We start from the raw sequence: 16774 nt of genomic DNA on the forward strand, positions 1-16774 counted from the left end.
TGTGATCTGGGTGCCGAAGTGGGCGGCGTGGCGTTCGCGCAGGGTGCTGTTGATGCCGTCGCCGGCCACGATGAGGTCGGCGCCGGCCAGTTCGTCCTCGTGGGTGATCTCGTGCTCGTACTCGATGCGCACGCCGAGGGAGCGGGCCCGCTCGGCCAGGACGGCCAGCAACTGGTGCCGGCCGATGCCGTAGCCGACGTCCGAGTCGTTCGCCGTCACCGTGGCCCGTTGGTGGATGTGCGCCACCCAGCTGTCCCAGCGGACGGAGTTCTCCCTGACGATCTGGGCGGATTCGGGATCGGCGAAGTACAGGTTGCTCAGGAGTTCGTCCCAGTACGTCACACCCCAGCCGTACGTCGATCCGGCCGGATTGCGTTCGTAGACGGTGATGTCATGGGCCGGATCGGCCCGTTTCATCAGGATCGAGAAGTACAGGCTGGCGGGCCCGCCGCCGACGCAGGCAATCTTCACAAGAACCCCCGTTGTGACGCAGTGCGCTTCAATTATCACATAGAGTAGCGATTTCGTGCCTGCGACCCTTCGGCAGGGGCGACGGTCTGGAGCAAGGGACCCGTTCGTCGCTGATTTCGGACCGCTCGCCGTAAGGAGCTCCAATGCTGCATACGGTATGTGGTACGCGTGACACGTGGTGACAAGATTCCTTGACCGTTCCCGCATCGTGGCGGACCCGGGCTGGAGCCGGTGGCTGGTGCCGCCCGCGGCGCTCTCCGTCCACCTGGCGATCGGGCAGGCGTACGCGTGGAGCGTGTTCAAGCCCCCGCTTGAGTCGGCGCTCCAGCTGTCGGGCACACAGAGCGCCCTGCCGTTCCAGCTGGGCATCGTCATGCTCGGCCTGTCGGCGGCCTTCGGCGGCACGCTGGTGGAGCGCAACGGGCCGCGGTGGGCGATGTTCGTCTCGATGTCCTGCTTCTCCTCCGGGTTCCTGCTGTCCGCGCTGGGCGTGGCCACCCGGCAGTACTGGCTGGTGGTGCTCGGGTACGGGTTCGTGGGCGGGATCGGGCTCGGCATCGGCTACATCTCCCCCGTCTCCACGCTGATCAAGTGGTTCCCCGACCGGCCCGGCATGGCCACCGGCATCGCGATCATGGGGTTCGGCGGCGGGGCCCTCATCGCCTCGCCGTGGTCGGCGCAGATGCTGGAGTCGTTCGGCACGGGCACGGGCGGGATCGCCGGCACGTTCCTGGTGCACGGCGTGGTCTACGCGGTCTTCATGTCGATGGGCGTGCTGCTGGTGCGCGTCCCGCCGGAGGGCTGGTCGCCGCGCGGGTGGACGCCGCCCGCGGTCGCGGCCCGCCCGCTGGTCACGGACGCGGACGTCTCGGCCCGCAACGCGATCCGCACCCCGCAGTTCTACTGCCTGTGGATCGTGCTGTGCTGCAACGTCACCGCGGGCATCGGGATCCTGGAGAAGGCCGCGCCCATGATCAGGGACTTCTTCACCGGCACGGCCACGCCGGTCGCCGTGGGGGCGGCCGCCGGTTTCGTGGCGCTGCTGTCACTGGCGAACATGACCGGCCGGTTCGTCTGGTCGTCCACCTCGGACCTGATCGGGCGCAAGAACATGTACCGCGTCTACCTGGGCGTGGGCGCGCTGCTCTACCTGGTGATCGCGCTGGCGGGCAACTCCTCGAAGCCGCTGTTCATCGTGTGCGCGCTGGGCATCCTCTCCTTCTACGGCGGCGGCTTCGCGACGGTCCCGGCGTACCTGAAGGACCTCTTCGGCACCTTCCAGGTCGGCGCGATCCACGGCCGCCTGCTCACCGCGTGGTCCACCGCCGGCGTGCTCGGCCCGCTCATCGTGAACGCCGTCGCCGACGCGCAGAAGGCGGCGGGCAGGTCCGGGCCCGCGCTCTACACCACCTCCCTCTACATCATGATCGGGCTGCTGGGGGTGGGGCTGGTCGCCAACGAGCTGATCCGGCCGGTGAGCGAGAAGTACCACGAGAAGCCCGCCGAGCGGCTGGCGGTGGAAGGGCAGGCGCGATGAGCTCCCGGCGGACCGCTCTGATGGTGCTGGCGTGGGCCTGGGTCGGCCTGCCCTTCGCCTTCGGCGTGTACGAGCTGGTGCTGAAGCTGACCCAGCTAATGGGTTAGCACTCCAAAGCTCCAGCGGCTTGGTCAGGCGGCGGACGTGCTGGTGAAGTAGTGGCCTTTGTCGAGGTCGTCGATGAGCCCGGGATGCGCCGGCCGCCAGCCCAGCGACTCCTGGGTCAGCGTGCTCGAGGCGGGGCTGTCGCTCGCGAGGAAGCCGGCCAGCCAGCCGAAGTGCTCGCCTGCCTCCTCGCGCGGGATCGAGACCACCGGCAGGTCGAGGTGGCGGCCGATCACTTCGGCGATGTCACGGATCGGCACGCCCTCGTCGGCGGCGGCGTGCAGCACCGTTCCAGCCGGGGCACGCTCCAGCGCCAGGCGGAACAGGTGCGCGGCGTCGAGCTGGTGCACGGCCGGCCAGCGGTTGGAGCCGTCGCCGGGGTAACCGGAGACGCCCTTGGCGCGGGCGACGCCGACCAGGGTCGCCATGAAGCCGGGGTCTCCTTCGCCGTGCACCGTCGGGGCGAGTCGTACGACGGACGAGCGGACGTCGCGGGAGGCGAGGGAGAGCGTCAGCTGCGCGGTGGCCAGCCGACCCTGCGGGCCGCGGCTCCGACGCGCCGCCGGGTCCGGGTCACGCCCGTCCTGTTCGGTCGCCACCTGTCCCGGTGTGAGCCCGAGCAGCCCGGAGGCGATGACGAGCGGCCGGCCGGAGCCCGCGAGCGCCTCGCCGAAGGTCTCGACGGCGAGGCGATCCGCGTCTGCGGCGCCCTGGTAGTTCCCGGAGAAGGCGATGTCGTGCTTGAACGCGAGGTGGATCACGCCGTCCGACTCGGCGGCGGCACGCCGCAGGCCGTCGAGGTCGTCGAGGGTGCCGCGACGCACCTGTGCCCCGGCCGCGGCGAGGGCGGCGGCCGAGGCGTCCGAGCGTGCCAGGCCGACGACCTGATGGCCCGCGCCGATCAGCTCGGGTACGACGGCGGAGCCGATCCAGCCGGACGCGCCGGTGACGAATACGCGCATGAGAAGAACTCCCATCGATGTCAGTGACTGTCATCAAGCTAGCACTGATGTCAGTCGCTGTCATCAAGGTAGGATTCGACGCATGGGTCGATGGGAGCCGAACGCGCGGGGCCGCCTCGAGCAGGCGGCGATGGAGCTCTACACCGAGCGCGGGTTCGAGCAGACCACGGTGGCGGAGATCGCCAAGCGCGCGGGACTGACGGAGCGCACGTTCTTCCGGCACTTCGCCGACAAGCGCGAGGTGCTGTTCTCGGGCTCCCGCACGCTGCAGCAGCACCTCGAGGACGCGGTCGCCGGCGCGCCCGATGCCACGGCGCCGATCGACGCGATAGCAGGCGCCCTCGAGGCCGCCGCCGCCCTGCTCCAGGAGCGGCGCGACCGCGCCCGGCAGCGGCAGGCCATCATCGCCGCGCACGCCGAGCTCCGCGAACGCGAGCTGATCAAGCTCGCCCGGTTGGCCGCGGCGCTCGCCGACGCGTTGCGCCGGCGCGGCGTCACGGACCCGGCCGCCGACCTGGCCGCCGAGGCGGGGATCGCCGTCTTCAGGATCGCGTTCGAACGCTGGGTCAGCGCCTCCGCCCAGTCGGACTTCCCGCAGGTCATCCGGGAGTCACTCGAGGAGCTGAAAGCCGTCACCGCCGGCAGATGACCATCGATGGGGCGAACCGGCCCGGCAAATCGCCGCTCAGCTGTTGACGACGCGGAGCGTGCCGAGGTGGCGGCCGGTCAGGCGATCGAGCGCGGCCGACGACGCCTCGTCCGCCGGAAGGTAGGCGATCAGGCGCTGGTCGTCGGCGAGTTCGAGGGCCTCATACGCGAGGCGCAGCTCCCCGGCCTCCGGGTGCGCCCAGCGCTGGACGCCGGCCCGCTCGGGGATGCCCGGCGTCGTCAGCCGCTCGACGAAGGGCCCGCCGGCCGTGACGGTGAGCTCGTCGACGAGGGCCGCCACGTGCGGGTCGGCGAGACCGGCGGCGCACTTGAGGATGGCGACCTGCTGGGTCGCGACGGCGTCCCAGTCGGGGTGGACGTCGCGGGCGCGCGGGTCGGTGAAGACGAACCGCGCGAAGCTGGGCTCGGCCGCATCCAGGAGCCCGGTGGGCCGGGCCAGGTGCTCGAAGCCCGTGGTGTACGCGAGCACCTGCGTCATCCGGTTGATCAGCACCGCCGGGGCGGGTTCCAGCTTGTCGAGCAGCGCCCGCACCGTCGGCCGGATGGACACGACCGGCGGCTGGGCCGAAGGACAGACGTAGGAACTGCCGCCTTCGGTTGCCTTCGCCAGGAGCCTGAGGTGGAAACGCTCGTCGGTGGACATCCGCATGGCCTCGGCGAGCGCGCCGAGCACCTGCGGCGATGGATGCCGGTCACGGCCCTGTTCCAGCCGTGCGAGGTACTCGACGCTGATCCCCGCGAGCGTGGCCAGTTCGGCGCGGCGCAGCCCCGGGGTCCGCCGCCGGTATCCGGCGGGGAGACCGACGTCGGCGGGACTGACGGCCTCCCGGCGGCTCCGCAGGAACGCGCCCAGTTCGTTCTCACTCACACCCGCAACCTACCGATCCGCGGTGCGCTCATCATCGCCCTGCCAGGGCCAGCCTCAGCCCGGCCTCCCTACGCGCCGCCGCCCGGGCCAGGTTTGGGGACATGACTTCCAAGAGCATCACGACGACCACGAACGCTCTGCCGCTCACCGCCGGGCAGTGGACCCTGGACCCGTACCACTCGGCGGTCGGCTTCACGATCCGCCACCTCGGCATCTCGAAGGTGCGGGGCCAGTTCGGGCGCTTCGAGGCCGACCTCACCGTCGGCGACACCCCCGGCAGCTGCTCGGTCAACGCCACCGTCGCGCTCGACTCGATCGACACCGGCAACACCGACCGCGACGCCCATGTGAGCGGCCCCGACATGCTCGACGTCGCCAACCGCCCGGCCATGGCGTTCCGCTCCACCAGGATCGAGGGCCAGGGCAGCGACTGGATCATGGAGGGCGACCTCACCATCGGCGAGGTGACCCGGTCCGTCGCCTTCGACGTCGAGTTCGGCGGGGTCGAGGAGTCCATCGTGGACGGACGCAGGCACGCCGGATTCGAGGCGAAGGGCGAGATCCGCCGGAGCGACTTCGGTCTCGGCTTCGCCCTCGCCGTCCTCGGTGACTCCGTGAAGATCCACCTCGACATGCAGTTCGTCGAGCCCGAGTAACACCTCCGGAGGTAGGTCTCGCGGCGCACCCGTGCCGACCGGGCGGCGATTTCCACTGTGGAAAGAATCTTCCCGCTACCTGTCACAAGCCCGGAGGCTGCCCTGTCTTAGCTGGCGGACCGGTTGGCACGCGGGTGCCTCGGCGCGGACAGAAGGGTTTCTGCCATGAAGGTCGTCGTGGTCGGAGGGACCGGCCTGATCGGGTCGAAGCTGGTGGCGAAGCTGGATGAGCACGGGCACGAGGCGGTGGCCGCGGCGCCGAGCACCGGTGTCAACACCCTCACCGGGGAAGGGCTGGCGGAGGTGCTGGCGGGTGCGCAGGTGGTGATCGACGTGTCGAACTCGCCGTCATTCGAGCCCGCCGCGGTGATGGAGTTCTTCGAGACCTCCACGAGCAATCTCCTGGCGGCGGAGGCGGCGGCCGGGGTCGGTCACCATGTCGCGCTGTCGGTGGTGGGAACGGAGCGGATGCCGGAGAACGGCTACTTCGCGGCGAAGGTCGCGCAGGAGGGCCTGATCGAGAAGTCGGGGATCCCGTTCTCGATCGTCCACGCCACCCAGTTCTTCGAGTTCACCCGCACCATCGCCGACGCGGCCACGGACGGCGACTCCGTACGGATCACGCCCGTGCTCTACCAGCCCATCGCGGGCGAAGAGGTCGCGCAGGCGGTCGGCCGGGTCGCGGTGGGGCAGCCGCTGAACGGCCGGATCGAGGTGGCCGGGCCGGAGCGGTCCCGGATGGACGAGTTCTTCCGCGAGGCCCTGGCCGCGTGGGGCGACCCGCGCACGGTGGTCGCCGACCCGGAGGCGCCCTACTACGGCAGCGTGCCGGGCGAGCGGACACTGGTGCCGGGTGAGGGCGCGATTCTCGGCGAGATCCGATACCGCGACTGGCTCGCGCAGAACGCCGCCAAGTAGCCGCCCAGATCCACTCAACACACGCATGGAGGAATGATGAGCGCTGCTCCGAGCGGCGACGACTTTCTGTATGAGCTCGAGGTCGAGGTGGAGGCGGAAGTGACCTTGGTGGAGGCGAGCCGTCCGGAGGAGGTCGCCGGCCTGCCGGTCACCGAATGGCTCTTCGATCCGACGGACGTCGAGCGCGAGGAGATCGGCCTGCGGGGTCTGCTCGGCGCGGTGGAGGCGCTCGAGGACCACTACCGGCCCGGCGATCACGGCGCATGACCGATGGACGCCTTTCCCCCGGCCCCGGCGAGAGCGTGCTGCCGCTGTTCGGTACGTTGGTTAAAGGGCAGCACCCTGGGCGGCGCCCTGACCGACGGGCTGAGGGCGTCCCAGCCCGACGCCGTGGCCGCCGCCGCCATCCGGCCGCGTACGGGACTTAGCGGGGCATGTCCGGCCGTGTGCCGGGGTCATCGGCCGGTGGTGAAGAGCCGCCGGCCGGCAGCGGAATCGATGTGACACCTTGGCGCCGGTGCCGCCAAGGCGGGGGAAACCATGCACACGCGATCTCTGGAACAGGCAGGCGCGCTCGAACAGGCTGCTTCCGCCTTCGTCGAGCTGCGCCCGCGCCTGTTCGGCATCGCCTACCGGATGCTCGGCAGCGTGATGGAAGCCGAGGACATCCTTCAGGAAGTCTGGTTGCGCTGGCAGAACACCGACCGCTCCACCATCCAGAACCCCTCTGCCTTCCTGGCGTTGATCACCACGCGCCTGGCCATCAACGTCGCCCAGTCCGCTCGCGCGCGGCGCGAAGCCTACATCGGGCCGTGGCTCCCCGAACCCGTGGACACCAGCAACGACCCCACCCTGGGCGCGGAACGGGGCGAAGCGCTCGAACTCGCCTTCCTGCTGCTGCTCGAGAGGCTCACCCCCACCGAGCGGGCCGCCTATGTGCTGCGCGAGGCCTTCGTCTACCCCTATCCGCAGATCGCGGAGATCCTTCAGGTCAGCGCGGTCTATGCCCGCCAGCTCGTGAGCCGCGCCCGCAGGCATCTGACCGCCGCACGGCACGAACCCATCGACAAGATCGAGCATCGGCGCCTGCTGAAGGTCTTTCTCGACGCCGCCCGGACGGGGAACGTCGCCGCCCTCGAAGACCTCTTCGCGGCGGACGTCGTCAGCTCCTCCGACGGCGGCGGCATCGCCGGGGCGGCGCGGTTCCCGCTGCTGGGGAGCGCGCGCGTGGCGAAGTTCCTCGCCGCGTACGCGCCACGATTCTGGCCGGGCACCGCATTGACGGGGGTGGAAGCGAACGGGCGCGCCGCTGTGCTCGTCCCCCGCAACCGCACCGACGTCGCCCTCCTCACCATCGACGCCTCGCCGCAGGGCATCCACCACGTCATGTGGATCGTCAACCCGGCCAAACTCGACGCGTTCGCGAAACGCGCCCTCAGGCCGATCTGACCAGCGCGTATGTGGGTACCACAGGTAATGGCCAGGAGGCCGTGCTCCGCAGGGGACGCGCCGGAGGCGACGTCGCGAGGCACAACTCGCACGGACTGTCACAGACGCGGGCCGCACTCTGTCTCTCCTGCGGAGCAAGTCGTGTGACACCGGAATCGACGAGCACGGTCACCGCCGGCCCACCGGCCCGGAGAAGGGTGGCCGAGGCGAGATCGTCCGTTCCGGGCAGGCTTACGGAGGTGCAATACCGTGTCGAAGAAGGACCCAGGGGCCGGAATCGCGTCCGGACCCAGGATGCTGGCGGACATCCAGCCGCCCTCCATCCCCGAAGGCGCTTCGGGGATGACCGTGCTCGTCGAGTGGCCTCCCGGGCATCCCGGCGCCGCTCCGCACCGCCACTCGGGGCCGGCGTTCGGTTACGTGATCGAGGGTGCGGTCCGGTTCGAGCTCGAGGGTGAGCCGGAGCGCGTGATCGAGGCCGGTGAGACGTTCTGGGAGCCGGGCGGCGACGTGATCCACTACCAGGACGGCAACGCCCTGCCGGACGCGCCGACCAAGTTCGTCGTGTTCATGCTGTGCGAGCCGGGCCAGCCGATGCTCACGTACGTCGACGAGGAGGAACTGGCGCAGCGGGCCCACCTGCGCGCCCCGCGTCCCACCGCCGGCTGATCCGTCTGTTCGGCACGGTGGCGCCCCGGCCCCCACCGGGGCGGGGCTTCACGTGGCGGCGGCCGAGACGAGGCTCAGGCGTTGATCGACGTGCCGAGGGCGCTGCCCGCCAGCCAGTCGTCCCACGACTTCGCCCACGGCGTCGGCCCGTTGCCGAACTCGAGCTTGCGCGACGTTCCCACGATCTTGATGATGTCCCCCCGTTGCGTGAACTTGTAGAACCAGTGGGCGTTGGCCGTGCTGGCGTTCACGCAGCCGTGGCTGACGTTGCGGCTGCCCTGCGCGTCGACCGACCAGGGCGCGGCGTGGAAGTACGTGCCGCTGTAGGTCATCCTGACGTTCCACTTGGTGTGCGCGTAGTACAGGCCCGGCCTGCCGATGGTGGCCGAGTCCATGAGGACGTCCGCGGCCTTCTCCTGCGCGATCATGATGCCGGAGTAGCTCTCGTCGCCGGGCTTGCCCAGGCTGACCGGGATGGTCTTGACGACCTTGCCGTTCTTCCGCACGACCGCCTGGTGCGTCGCGTTGCGGATCTTGGTGATGTGCTCGGGGCCGACGGTGAAGGTCACGCCGCGGTCCTGGGTGCCCCACAGGTCCCGTCCGACCCGTAGCCCGGCCAGGTGGGCGACCACCGTGACCTTCTCGCCGGTCGGCCAGTACTCGCGCGGCCGGAACTGGACCTCCCGGTCGCTCACCCAGCTCCAGGCGCCCTCGACCGGCTTGGACATCCGTACCTCCAGCGACCGCTCGACCGCGGCCCGGTCCTCCCGCGCGGTCAGCGGCCGCGTCAGCGTGAGCTGGATCGGCATCCCGACGCCGACTTTCTCGCCGTCCATCGGTGACAGGCCGGTGCCCAGCACCCGCTTGGGCTTGAGCGTGGTGAACCCGGCCCGCGCCATGACCGGCTTCCCGTCCGTGCCGATGGCCTGCACGTTCACCGTGTACGCGGTCGCCGGCTTCAACGGCCACCACGGCCGCCACGTCCCGTCGGTGCCCGCGCTCCCGCTGACCTCCTGTCCCTTGGCGTCCGCGACCGTCAGCCTGATGATCCTGCCGTCGGTGACCTTGACGTTGATCCCGGCGTCCGGGGAGACCTTCCTCGCGCCGTCGGCAGGGGTGATCGTCAGCTTGGCCGCCAGGCCCCGCCTCTCGGACGGCGTGTCGGAGCCGCCCGAGGTGCAGCCTGCGGTCACGAGCAGCACCACCGTGAACGTGCCGACGAATATGGGTCCGCCACTCCGCATGGCCGATGCCTCCAGTCCCCCGACAAATGGGCATATTTCAGGCTAGACAGCCTCTTAATGATACGAAGTCCGTTGTGCCCATAACTGACCGTAATCATGCACGTCGCTCCCGAACTGGACCGTGTCGACCATCAGTCGAGCCGCCGAGACCCCGCTCCCAGCCAGCATCGGGAGGCGGCGTGTCAAACATCAAAATAATGGCTGTATAACCCCTCATAGGTTTTACGGGTTGTTTGGGGTTTAACAGGTAACTCTGAGTATCTGGTAGGGGTATGTCTGCTTCCGTCTGAGTGCCTGGCGAATCCGAATACGCCACCGAAATGGCGGCTGCCGGATTTCCGGCCGTCCATCCAATGAACGGAAACGAGCAGTGAATACTGAAAGTCGGCGGTCACGGACCTCACGCCATGGGCGGTTCGTGGCACTAGCTCTTACCGGCGCAGCCGCCGGTCTCATGTTCCTTCCCTTCGGCCAGGGGGTGGCCGGAGCGAGCACGGGCTTCCCCGCCGTCCAGGCAGGCGGCCCGCCGGCGCCGGCGCCGCAGGCCGCGCCGCGCGTCCACGTACAGAAGAAGATCGTGCATCACCGCCCGCACCGCCACCGCAACTTCGAGGAAGCGGACGTCCAGATCTTCAACCGCAACAACAGCTTCAACTTCGACCACCGCAGGGACTTCTTCAGCGAGAGGGAGTTCGACAGGGACCGGTGGGAGAAGGAGGACTTCGACCACGACCACGACCACCACAAGCCCGTCGAGTGACGCTGACGGGATCCGGACGCACGAACGGCCCGCCCCTCCCCGAGGAGGAGCGGGCCGCCGCGCCGAGTGCCTGTGCTCCCTAGCCTGTCGCGGCCGTGCGCAGTGCGCGGTAGAGCAGGCGGCTGTCGCCCAGGTGGTGGCGCAGGAGTTTCTCCAGGCCGCCGATCGGGATCAGGTTCTGCGGGGCGCGGGGGTCCTTGTAGTCGACGCCCGCCAGCGGTGGCAGGGCGAGGGTGACGGAGTCGGCCAGCCGTACGGCCTGGGCCGGGTCGAGGTCGGCGCTGGCCTCGCAGCGGGCCACGCCCGCCCATGGGGCGGACGACTGGACGGGGAGCCGCAGGTACCAGGCGTGCCGCCGCCAGCTCGTGCCCATGAGAAACACGGGGGTGCGCTGGCCGGGACTGAGGGCGGCGACCACTGCGGACTGGGGCGGCGGCAGGTAGGCGGTGTGGTGGGTCTTGATGTAGCCGACCGTGCGCGGCACGTGCGTACGCCCCCGCAGCGGCCCGTCCACCAGGAGCAGGTCGTCGCCGCGGTTGCGGTGCCGGACGGCCAGGTCCACCTCGAGCTGCGTGACCTGCCGCTGCAGCGCCAGGGAGAGCTCCTCGAAGGAGGCGTCCGCGGCCTTGCTGGGGTGGTAGGTGGCGTGGGTGGTCTTGACCTCGGGCGCGTACGGAGAGGCGGAGATGAGCGTCCGGTTGACCTGGATCTCCGCCAGATCGGCGCCGTCCGGCCCGCAGCGGACGATCCCGGCCGCGTAGGAGGCGGCGATGCCGGGGACCGGCATGGGCGCGTCGGGATCGTGGACCCAGACGCGGGCGTCGATCCTGCGGACGCCGTCGGCGACGAGCAGGGTCTCGGGCGCGGAGGCGTCGGGTCCGGGCGTGACGGGTTTCCAGTCGGCGGCCGGCTGCTCGATGTCGAGGATCAGCTCGGCGCTGGTGGTGCCCAGCTCGGAGAGGTTCTCGACGGCGAGGGCGGCGGCGTAGCCGGGGTCCCACGGGTCGACGGTGAAACCGGTCATGGAGCGACGGTCGCCTTCCTTACGTGCGAGCCCTTGCCGTCGCGGCTGACCTCGAAGCGGATCGGGACGCGGTCGGCCAGCGCGGGCACGTGGGTGACGACGCCGATCATGCGTTCCTGGCCGGCGGCGAGGCGTTCGAGAGTGGTGGCGACGGTGTCGAGCGTGGCGGGGTCGAGGGTGCCGAAGCCCTCGTCCAGGAAGATCGAGTCGAGCCTCCTGGCGACGGCGCCGGACAGGGCCAGCGCCAGGGCGAGGGCGGCCTGGAAGGTCTCGCCGCCGGACAGGGTGCGGGCGCTGCGCCGCATGCCGGCCTCGCCGTAGTCGATGACCTCGATGTCGCCGGTCTTGTCGGCGAGCGCCAGCTCGTACTGGCCGTCGGAGAGCTCGCGCAGCGTGTCGGAGGCGGAGGCCACGAGCACGGCGAGGGCCTCGGCGCACAGCCAGCGTTCGAAGGCGTTGGCGCGCAGGCGGAGAGCGAGCTCGTGGGCGACCTTGGCCTCGTGCTCCTTCTGGGCGACCTGCTTGTCCAGGTCGGCGGCGCGCCCGCGTTCCTCCTTGAGGCGTTCGAGTGCGCTGTCGGCGCGGGCGACGGAGCCGGCGACGGCGGCGCCGAGCTGGTCGGGAGAGGCGTCGCGCGGCGTGACGACGCCGTGCTCGGCCAGGCGCTCGACCAGCCTGCGGCGGTCGGCGGCGAGCCGGTCGCGGGCCTGGGCGAGCTGCTCCTCCCGTTCGGCGAGCGCGGCGCGGGCGGCCTGGGCGGCGCGGTCGCGCCAGCCGAGCAGCTCCGTCCAGGCCCGGTGCAGGTCCTCGCGGGCGAGGGGTGGGGGCGGGTCGTCCTGGGTGCCGGAGACGAGCAGCCGGTCGCGGGCGGCCTCCAGGGTGCGCCAGGCGCTCTCGGCCTGGCGCTCGACCTGCTCGGCCGCGGCCCGCGCCTCCTCGAGGCCGCCGCGTGCGGCGCGTACGGCGTTGCGCGCCTGGGTGGTCAGCTGGTCGGCCTTGGCGATGGCGGCCAGCCGCGCCTCGAGCTCGGCCCGGTCGCCGGGCGCGGGCAGCGCGGCGAGCTCCGCCTCCAGCCGGGCGGCCTGCGTGGCCAGCATCGACGCCGAGGTCTCGGCCTTGGCGCAGGCGGCTCCGGCGCGCTGGGCGCGTTCGCGGGCGCCTGTCAGGGCGCGGTCGGCGGTGCGCATGTCGGCGGGCGGCTCGTGATGGGGCAGCTCGGCGACCGGGTGCCGGCAGACCGGGCAGGGCTCGCCGACGGCGAGCCGGTTGAGCAGGTGGGCGGCGGCGTGGGCGTCGCGCAGGCGTTCGCGCTGGGCCTCGGCTGTGGCGAGCGCCTGGTCGGCGGCGGTCCGCTCGGCGGCCAGGCCCTCGAGTGACGCGGCGGCCGACGTGGCGGCGGCGCGGGCGCGGGTGGCCTCCGCCTGCAGGCGTTCGCGGGCGTCCAGGGCGGCCAGCGCCGCCCGGGGCGCGCCGCGGTCGCCGAGCGCGGCCAGCGCCTCGTACGCCTCGTGCTCGTCGGCCTCCAGCCGGGCCACGTCGGCGGCCATCGTCTCGACCGACTCGGCGGCGGCGCGGCGGGCCGCGGCCAGGGTCGCGACGGCGGCGGGCATGCGGAGCTGGGAGAGCACCGACTGGCGTTCGGCGACGGCGGAGCGCTCCTGCTCGGCGCGCCGGATGTCGCCCTCGCGGGCCCGCAGCAGGTCCAGGTCGGCGCCGATGGTCTCGGCCAGCCGCCGCAGCGCCGCCAGCCGCTCGGCCAGCTCGCGCTCGGCCTCCTCCGTCGCGCCGGAGAGCTTGGCGAGCTGGTCGCGGGCGAAGGAGGCGGCCTGCTTGGCGGCCTCCTCCTCGCGGGCGGCGCTCTGCCTGATCCGCTCGTAGACGTCGGCGTCGAGCAGCTGCACCAGCAGGTCCTGCCGCTCGCGCGGCGCGGCGTGCAGGAACTCGGCGAAGCGGCCCTGCGGCAACACCACGCACTGCGTGAAGAAGCGGTACTCCAGCCCGGTCACCCGCTGCGCCTCCGGGGTGACGTTCTCGCCCTCGGCGACCGGCTTGACCACCGCGTCGAACGCCTCCGCGAGCGGCGCGGCGGCGTCCAGCTCGTCGAGCCTGGCCTCCTTGGTGCGCACCGCCCCCTTGGCGTCGCGCACCATCGCGCGGACCACGCCGTAGCGCCGGCCGTCGCTGTCGAACACCATCGCCACCTTGCCGGCGGTGACCGACGGGGCCAGGGCGTGGGCGACGGCGTTCTCCCTGCCCCAGCGGGGCACGGTGCCGTACAGGGCGAAGCAGATCGCGTCGATGATCGTGCTCTTGCCCGCGCCGGTCGGGCCGACGAGCGCGAAGTACTCGGTGTCGGAGAAGTCGACGGTCACCGGCTCGCGGAAGCTGCCGAAGTGGTCCAGGTGGAGCAGCAGGGGGCGCATCAGCCGGTCACCTCGTCGTAGAGCCGGTCGAACAGCGTGGCCACCTGTTCGTCGTGGCGGCCGGTCGCGGTCAGGTAGTCGCGGAACAGCTCGCGCGGGCTGCGCTCGCCCGAGCCGGTCCTGCGGGTGGCGGGCACCGGCCGGAACTTCTCGTCCAGCATGACGTCGACGGCGCCGGACAGCAGCTCGCGCACGTCGTCGGCCAGGCCGACGCGCGGCTTCTCCTCCACGATCACCTTCAGCCAGTCGTCACCCGGCTCGATGCCCTCGAGCTGCTCCAGCGTGCCGCGCACGGTGCGGAGGCGGCGGGCCGAGGCGAAGGTCAGCTCGCTGACCACGGCGGGCCGCCCAGGGGTGACCTCGACGAGCAGCGCGCCCGGGGTGTTGCCCTCCTCGCCGAAGTCCACGTTGAGCGGCGAGCCGCTGTACCAGATCGGGCACGGGCCGGGGATCTGCTGGCGGCGGTGCAGGTGGCCGAGGGCGGCGTACTGGGTGGCGGGCGGGAACGCGGTCGGCTCGAAGTAGTAGGAGAAGATCGACTGCGCCTCCCGCTCGCCGCCGCCGAACGCGCCGCCCGGGAGCGTGCCGTGGGTGGTGACCAGGTTGACGGTGTCGGCGTGGAAGCCCGCGGTGAGGGCGCCGATCAGCTCGCCGATGCGGGAGGCGTAGTCGCGGTTGTGGTCGGAGGCGGTGCCGGTGAGGACCTCGGCGGCGCGTACGACGTACCGGTGCGACAGGAACGGCAGGACCGCCAGCCGCACCGGCTCCCCCGAGCGCGCCGTGAAGGCGAGCGTGCCGCCCGCGTCGGGGCGCCGGAACGAGCCGATCACGTGCAGGCCGAGCTTGCCCAGCACGGGCCGGTAGACCTCCAGCAGCTGCGGGTTGTCGTGGTTGCCGGCCAGCACCACCACGTCGCGGCCGTCGCCGCGCAGCGCCATCAGCGCGTTGAGCACGAGCGACTGCGCCTCGGGCGTGGGCGCCGAGGTATCGAACAGGTCGCCGGCCACGATGACGGCGTCCACGTCGTGGGTGCGGGCGGCGGCGACCAGCTCGCGCAGCACGGCCCGGTGCTCGTCGAAGCGGGGACGGCCCTTGAGCACCTTGCCCACATGCCAGTCCGCGGTGTGCAGGATCTTCACGAAACCACCTGTGGTCAGAAGGGCGGGATGTCGTCTTCGACGCCGGGCAGGCCCTGGAACGGATCGGCCGAGACCTTCGCCGGCTGGGTCGCGGCCTCGGCGGGCCGGGTCGCCCAGGCGGGGAAGGGGAACGCGACGGCCAGCGGCACCGGGATCTCCGGCTGGGCGACGAACATGGTGCCCGGCTTGGCGATCGTCGCGCGCTCCCGCACGGCCGGAGGCAGCCAGCCGTACTCGGAGCGGGCGGCCTCGGCCGGGTCCAGCCGGCCCGCGACACGTACGGCGCTGTTGGAGACGATGCGCCGCTCCACCTCCGAGGCCGTCTGCTGGGCACCGATGAGGATGACGCCGAGCGAGCGGCCCCGCTCGGCCACGTCCAGCAGGATCTCCTTGATGGGCGAGTCGCCCTCGCGCGGCGCGTACTTGTTCAGCTCGTCCAGCACCACGAAGAGCAGCGGCCGGGCCGTGCCCGAGGACTCCTTGCGGTGGAACTCCCCGCGCAGCACCACGCCCACCACGAACCGCTGCGCCCGCTCGGGCAGGTTGTGCAGGTCCACGATCGACACCTGCGCGTCGGAGGTGCGGACCGAGTGGTTGCGGTAGAAGGGCAGATCGCCCCGGATGATCGGGGAGAGCGGGCGCACCGCGCTGCGCAGCCTGCGCAGGAAGGCGTTGACCGTGCCGAGCGGCGTCTGCGCGCCGGTCCACTCGCCGCGCGCGCTCTCGTCCTGCAGCTGGTCGGAGAGCAGCTCCACGAGGTCGGCGAACGTACGGCAGGAGACGCCGCGCACCATGACCGCGCCGCCGTCGCCCACCGGCTCGGCCCACGCCTTCAGCCGGGCGGCGACCTGCCCCACCAGCAGGGAGTAGCCGGCGCGCTCGTCGTCGGCGTCGGCGAACACGAACCGCAGCAGCTCCTCCTGGCAGAACTCCACCAGCGTCCAGTAGAAGGCGCTCACCCCCTGCGTGCGGGCCGAGACGTGCGGCACGCCGTTGGGGTCGCCCGGGCGGGGCGGCGCGAACACGTGAACGCTGCCGAACGCCCTGGCCGGCAGCCCCAGCCGGGCGTAGACGCCGGCGGCGCGCTCGTCGAGCCGGACGTTGTCGTGGTCGAGGAAGAGCAGGTCCTCGCCCTTGACCGAGAAGATCAACGCCTTGGTGTTGGCCGCTTCGCCCTCCAGCACCCCCGAATTGAAGATCGAGTAGAGCAGGAACGTCGCGAACGAGGTCTTGGTGGCCACGCCCGACACGCCGGAGATCGACACGTGCGCGCCGCGGGTGCCGTCGAGGAAGTCGAAGTTGACGTAGAGCGGCTGGCCGTCGCGGCCCATCCCCAGGGGGATCCGCCGGTCCATCACGTCGAAGTAGAGAGCCTGGTCACGGTCGCCCGCGCCGGCCAGGAAGACCTTGGAGCCGGGCAGCGGCGGCACGAACACCTCCGGCTCGACCCTCGTCACCCGCACCTCCGCCACCTCGACCACCGCGGCCGGCAGCGCGCCGTCGGCGATCAGGAAGACGTCGGAGTCGTACGCGGCGCCCTCGTGCCTGGCCTCCACCGTGGTCACCACACCGGCCACCAGCACCGGGCCGTAGCCCGGCACCTCCCGCCTGGTCACCACCACGTCGTCGAGCTGGACGACCTTGCCCGGCTCCAGCCCCACCCAGAACGACAGCGGCGAGGCCGCCTGGGTGCCGAGCACCCGCCCGACCGCCTCACCGGACGCGGACGCCGCCTCCGTCGCCTGATGGTTCACCGCCCCGTTGACCGTCACTCATCCCTCCGCCCCCACGAATTCCGCTCTAAGGGAGCGTAGTCGGCCTCAGGGGTGCGTCCGGCTCATTTCAGCAGTCAGCCGAGCGAGATCCGGTCGAGGTCGGGG

Annotated in this window: 15 protein-coding genes and 1 pseudogene; 8 read left to right on the forward strand and 8 right to left on the reverse strand. The window is 71.5% G+C overall.

The window, feature by feature from the left end; all coding sequences use genetic code 11:
* Nucleotides 1-471 (reverse strand): annotated as a pseudogene (locus AB0H84_RS24740) (FAD-binding monooxygenase); the annotation flags it as partial.
* Nucleotides 472-649: 178 nt separating this feature from the next.
* Between AB0H84_RS24740 and AB0H84_RS24745 the strand changes: the two are divergent.
* Complete coding sequence (locus tag AB0H84_RS24745) at nt 650-2008, forward strand: OFA family MFS transporter (RefSeq protein WP_357609031.1); 1359 nt, start codon at nt 650-652, stop codon at nt 2006-2008.
* A 131-nt stretch (nt 2009-2139) separates the two neighbouring features.
* Here AB0H84_RS24745 and AB0H84_RS24750 read toward each other — a convergent pair whose 3' ends face one another.
* A complete protein-coding gene (locus AB0H84_RS24750) occupies nt 2140-3075 on the reverse strand; it encodes an SDR family oxidoreductase (RefSeq protein WP_357608452.1) in 936 nt (311 codons plus the stop codon).
* Nucleotides 3076-3157: 82 nt separating this feature from the next.
* Here AB0H84_RS24750 and AB0H84_RS24755 point away from each other — a divergent pair, with 82 nt between their 5' ends.
* Complete coding sequence (locus AB0H84_RS24755) at nt 3158-3724, forward strand: TetR family transcriptional regulator (protein ID WP_357608454.1); 567 nt, start codon at nt 3158-3160, stop codon at nt 3722-3724.
* Between the two features lie 36 nt (nt 3725-3760).
* Here the strand turns inward: AB0H84_RS24755 and AB0H84_RS24760 are convergent, their stop codons facing one another.
* Complete coding sequence (locus AB0H84_RS24760; RefSeq protein WP_357608457.1) at nt 3761-4612, reverse strand: helix-turn-helix transcriptional regulator; 852 nt, start codon at nt 4610-4612, stop codon at nt 3761-3763.
* A gap of 101 nt (nt 4613-4713) precedes the next feature.
* On the opposite strand from AB0H84_RS24760, the gene AB0H84_RS24765 reads away from it, so the two are divergent.
* The 5 genes from AB0H84_RS24765 (at nt 4714) to AB0H84_RS24785 (ending at nt 8304) form a co-directional block, all read left to right on the forward strand.
* The gene (locus AB0H84_RS24765; RefSeq protein WP_357608459.1) at nt 4714-5268 is read left to right on the forward strand and encodes a YceI family protein; all 555 of its coding nucleotides are present in this window, start codon (nt 4714-4716) and stop codon (nt 5266-5268) included.
* Nucleotides 5269-5433: 165 nt separating this feature from the next.
* Nucleotides 5434-6186: an SDR family oxidoreductase gene (locus AB0H84_RS24770; RefSeq protein WP_357608462.1), complete on the forward strand. Its 753-nt coding sequence runs from the start codon at nt 5434-5436 to the stop codon at nt 6184-6186.
* A 36-nt stretch (nt 6187-6222) separates the two neighbouring features.
* Nucleotides 6223-6453 carry a hypothetical protein gene (locus tag AB0H84_RS24775; RefSeq protein WP_357608465.1) on the forward strand — a complete coding sequence of 77 codons (231 nt, stop codon included), beginning with the start codon at nt 6223-6225 and terminating at the stop codon, nt 6451-6453.
* 273 nt (nt 6454-6726) lie between these two features.
* A complete protein-coding gene (locus AB0H84_RS24780) occupies nt 6727-7635 on the forward strand; it encodes an RNA polymerase sigma-70 factor (RefSeq protein ID WP_357608467.1) in 909 nt (302 codons plus the stop codon).
* A 249-nt stretch (nt 7636-7884) separates the two neighbouring features.
* Nucleotides 7885-8304, forward strand: a complete 420-nt coding sequence (locus AB0H84_RS24785) for a cupin domain-containing protein (protein WP_357608470.1) — start codon at nt 7885-7887, stop codon at nt 8302-8304.
* A gap of 74 nt (nt 8305-8378) precedes the next feature.
* Here the strand turns inward: AB0H84_RS24785 and AB0H84_RS24790 are convergent, their stop codons facing one another.
* Nucleotides 8379-9548 (reverse strand): Ig-like domain-containing protein, encoded by a 1170-nt coding sequence (locus AB0H84_RS24790; RefSeq protein ID WP_357608473.1) that lies wholly within the window; start codon nt 9546-9548, stop codon nt 8379-8381.
* Nucleotides 9549-10002: 454 nt separating this feature from the next.
* Between AB0H84_RS24790 and AB0H84_RS24795 the strand changes: the two genes are divergently transcribed.
* A complete protein-coding gene (locus AB0H84_RS24795; RefSeq protein ID WP_357608475.1) occupies nt 10003-10308 on the forward strand; it encodes a hypothetical protein in 306 nt (101 codons plus the stop codon).
* A gap of 79 nt (nt 10309-10387) precedes the next feature.
* Here AB0H84_RS24795 and AB0H84_RS24800 read toward each other — a convergent pair whose 3' ends face one another.
* From AB0H84_RS24800 to AB0H84_RS24815, 4 genes are read right to left on the reverse strand one after another with little or no spacing between them, the layout of a single operon-like run.
* Nucleotides 10388-11332 (reverse strand): hypothetical protein, encoded by a 945-nt coding sequence (locus AB0H84_RS24800; protein ID WP_357608478.1) that lies wholly within the window; start codon nt 11330-11332, stop codon nt 10388-10390.
* Complete coding sequence (locus AB0H84_RS24805) at nt 11329-13755, reverse strand: SMC family ATPase (protein WP_357608481.1); 2427 nt, start codon at nt 13753-13755, stop codon at nt 11329-11331. Before AB0H84_RS24805 ends, AB0H84_RS24800 begins: the two co-directional genes overlap by 4 nt.
* On the reverse strand, nt 13755-14894 hold the full coding sequence (locus tag AB0H84_RS24810) for an exonuclease SbcCD subunit D (protein WP_357608484.1): 1140 nt from the start codon (nt 14892-14894) through the stop codon (nt 13755-13757). The genes AB0H84_RS24805 and AB0H84_RS24810 overlap by 1 nt, the downstream gene beginning before the upstream one ends.
* A gap of 14 nt (nt 14895-14908) precedes the next feature.
* Nucleotides 14909-16666: an ATP-binding protein gene (locus AB0H84_RS24815; protein WP_357608487.1), complete on the reverse strand. Its 1758-nt coding sequence runs from the start codon at nt 16664-16666 to the stop codon at nt 14909-14911.
* Nucleotides 16667-16774: the final 108 nt, after the last annotated feature.

Source organism: Nonomuraea sp. NPDC050786, assembly GCF_040654115.1.
Classification (GTDB): domain Bacteria; phylum Actinomycetota; class Actinomycetes; order Streptosporangiales; family Streptosporangiaceae; genus Nonomuraea.

What these genes read in the sequence shown, in the direction of transcription:
- AB0H84_RS24750 (WP_357608452.1), bottom strand. Translation starts at nt 3,075, where the DNA reads ATGCGCGTATTCGTCACCGGCGCGTCCGGCTGGATCGGCTCCGCCGTC.
- AB0H84_RS24755 (WP_357608454.1), top strand. Translation starts at nt 3,158, where the DNA reads ATGGGTCGATGGGAGCCGAACGCGCGGGGCCGCCTCGAGCAGGCGGCG.
- AB0H84_RS24765 (WP_357608459.1), top strand. Translation starts at nt 4,714, where the DNA reads ATGACTTCCAAGAGCATCACGACGACCACGAACGCTCTGCCGCTCACC.
- AB0H84_RS24770 (WP_357608462.1), top strand. Translation starts at nt 5,434, where the DNA reads ATGAAGGTCGTCGTGGTCGGAGGGACCGGCCTGATCGGGTCGAAGCTG.
- AB0H84_RS24775 (WP_357608465.1), top strand. Translation starts at nt 6,223, where the DNA reads ATGAGCGCTGCTCCGAGCGGCGACGACTTTCTGTATGAGCTCGAGGTC.
- AB0H84_RS24780 (WP_357608467.1), top strand. Translation starts at nt 6,727, where the DNA reads ATGCACACGCGATCTCTGGAACAGGCAGGCGCGCTCGAACAGGCTGCT.
- AB0H84_RS24790 (WP_357608473.1), bottom strand. Translation starts at nt 9,548, where the DNA reads ATGCGGAGTGGCGGACCCATATTCGTCGGCACGTTCACGGTGGTGCTG.
- AB0H84_RS24795 (WP_357608475.1), top strand. Translation starts at nt 10,003, where the DNA reads ATGTTCCTTCCCTTCGGCCAGGGGGTGGCCGGAGCGAGCACGGGCTTC.
- AB0H84_RS24800 (WP_357608478.1), bottom strand. Translation starts at nt 11,332, where the DNA reads ATGACCGGTTTCACCGTCGACCCGTGGGACCCCGGCTACGCCGCCGCC.
- AB0H84_RS24805 (WP_357608481.1), bottom strand. Translation starts at nt 13,755, where the DNA reads ATGCGCCCCCTGCTGCTCCACCTGGACCACTTCGGCAGCTTCCGCGAG.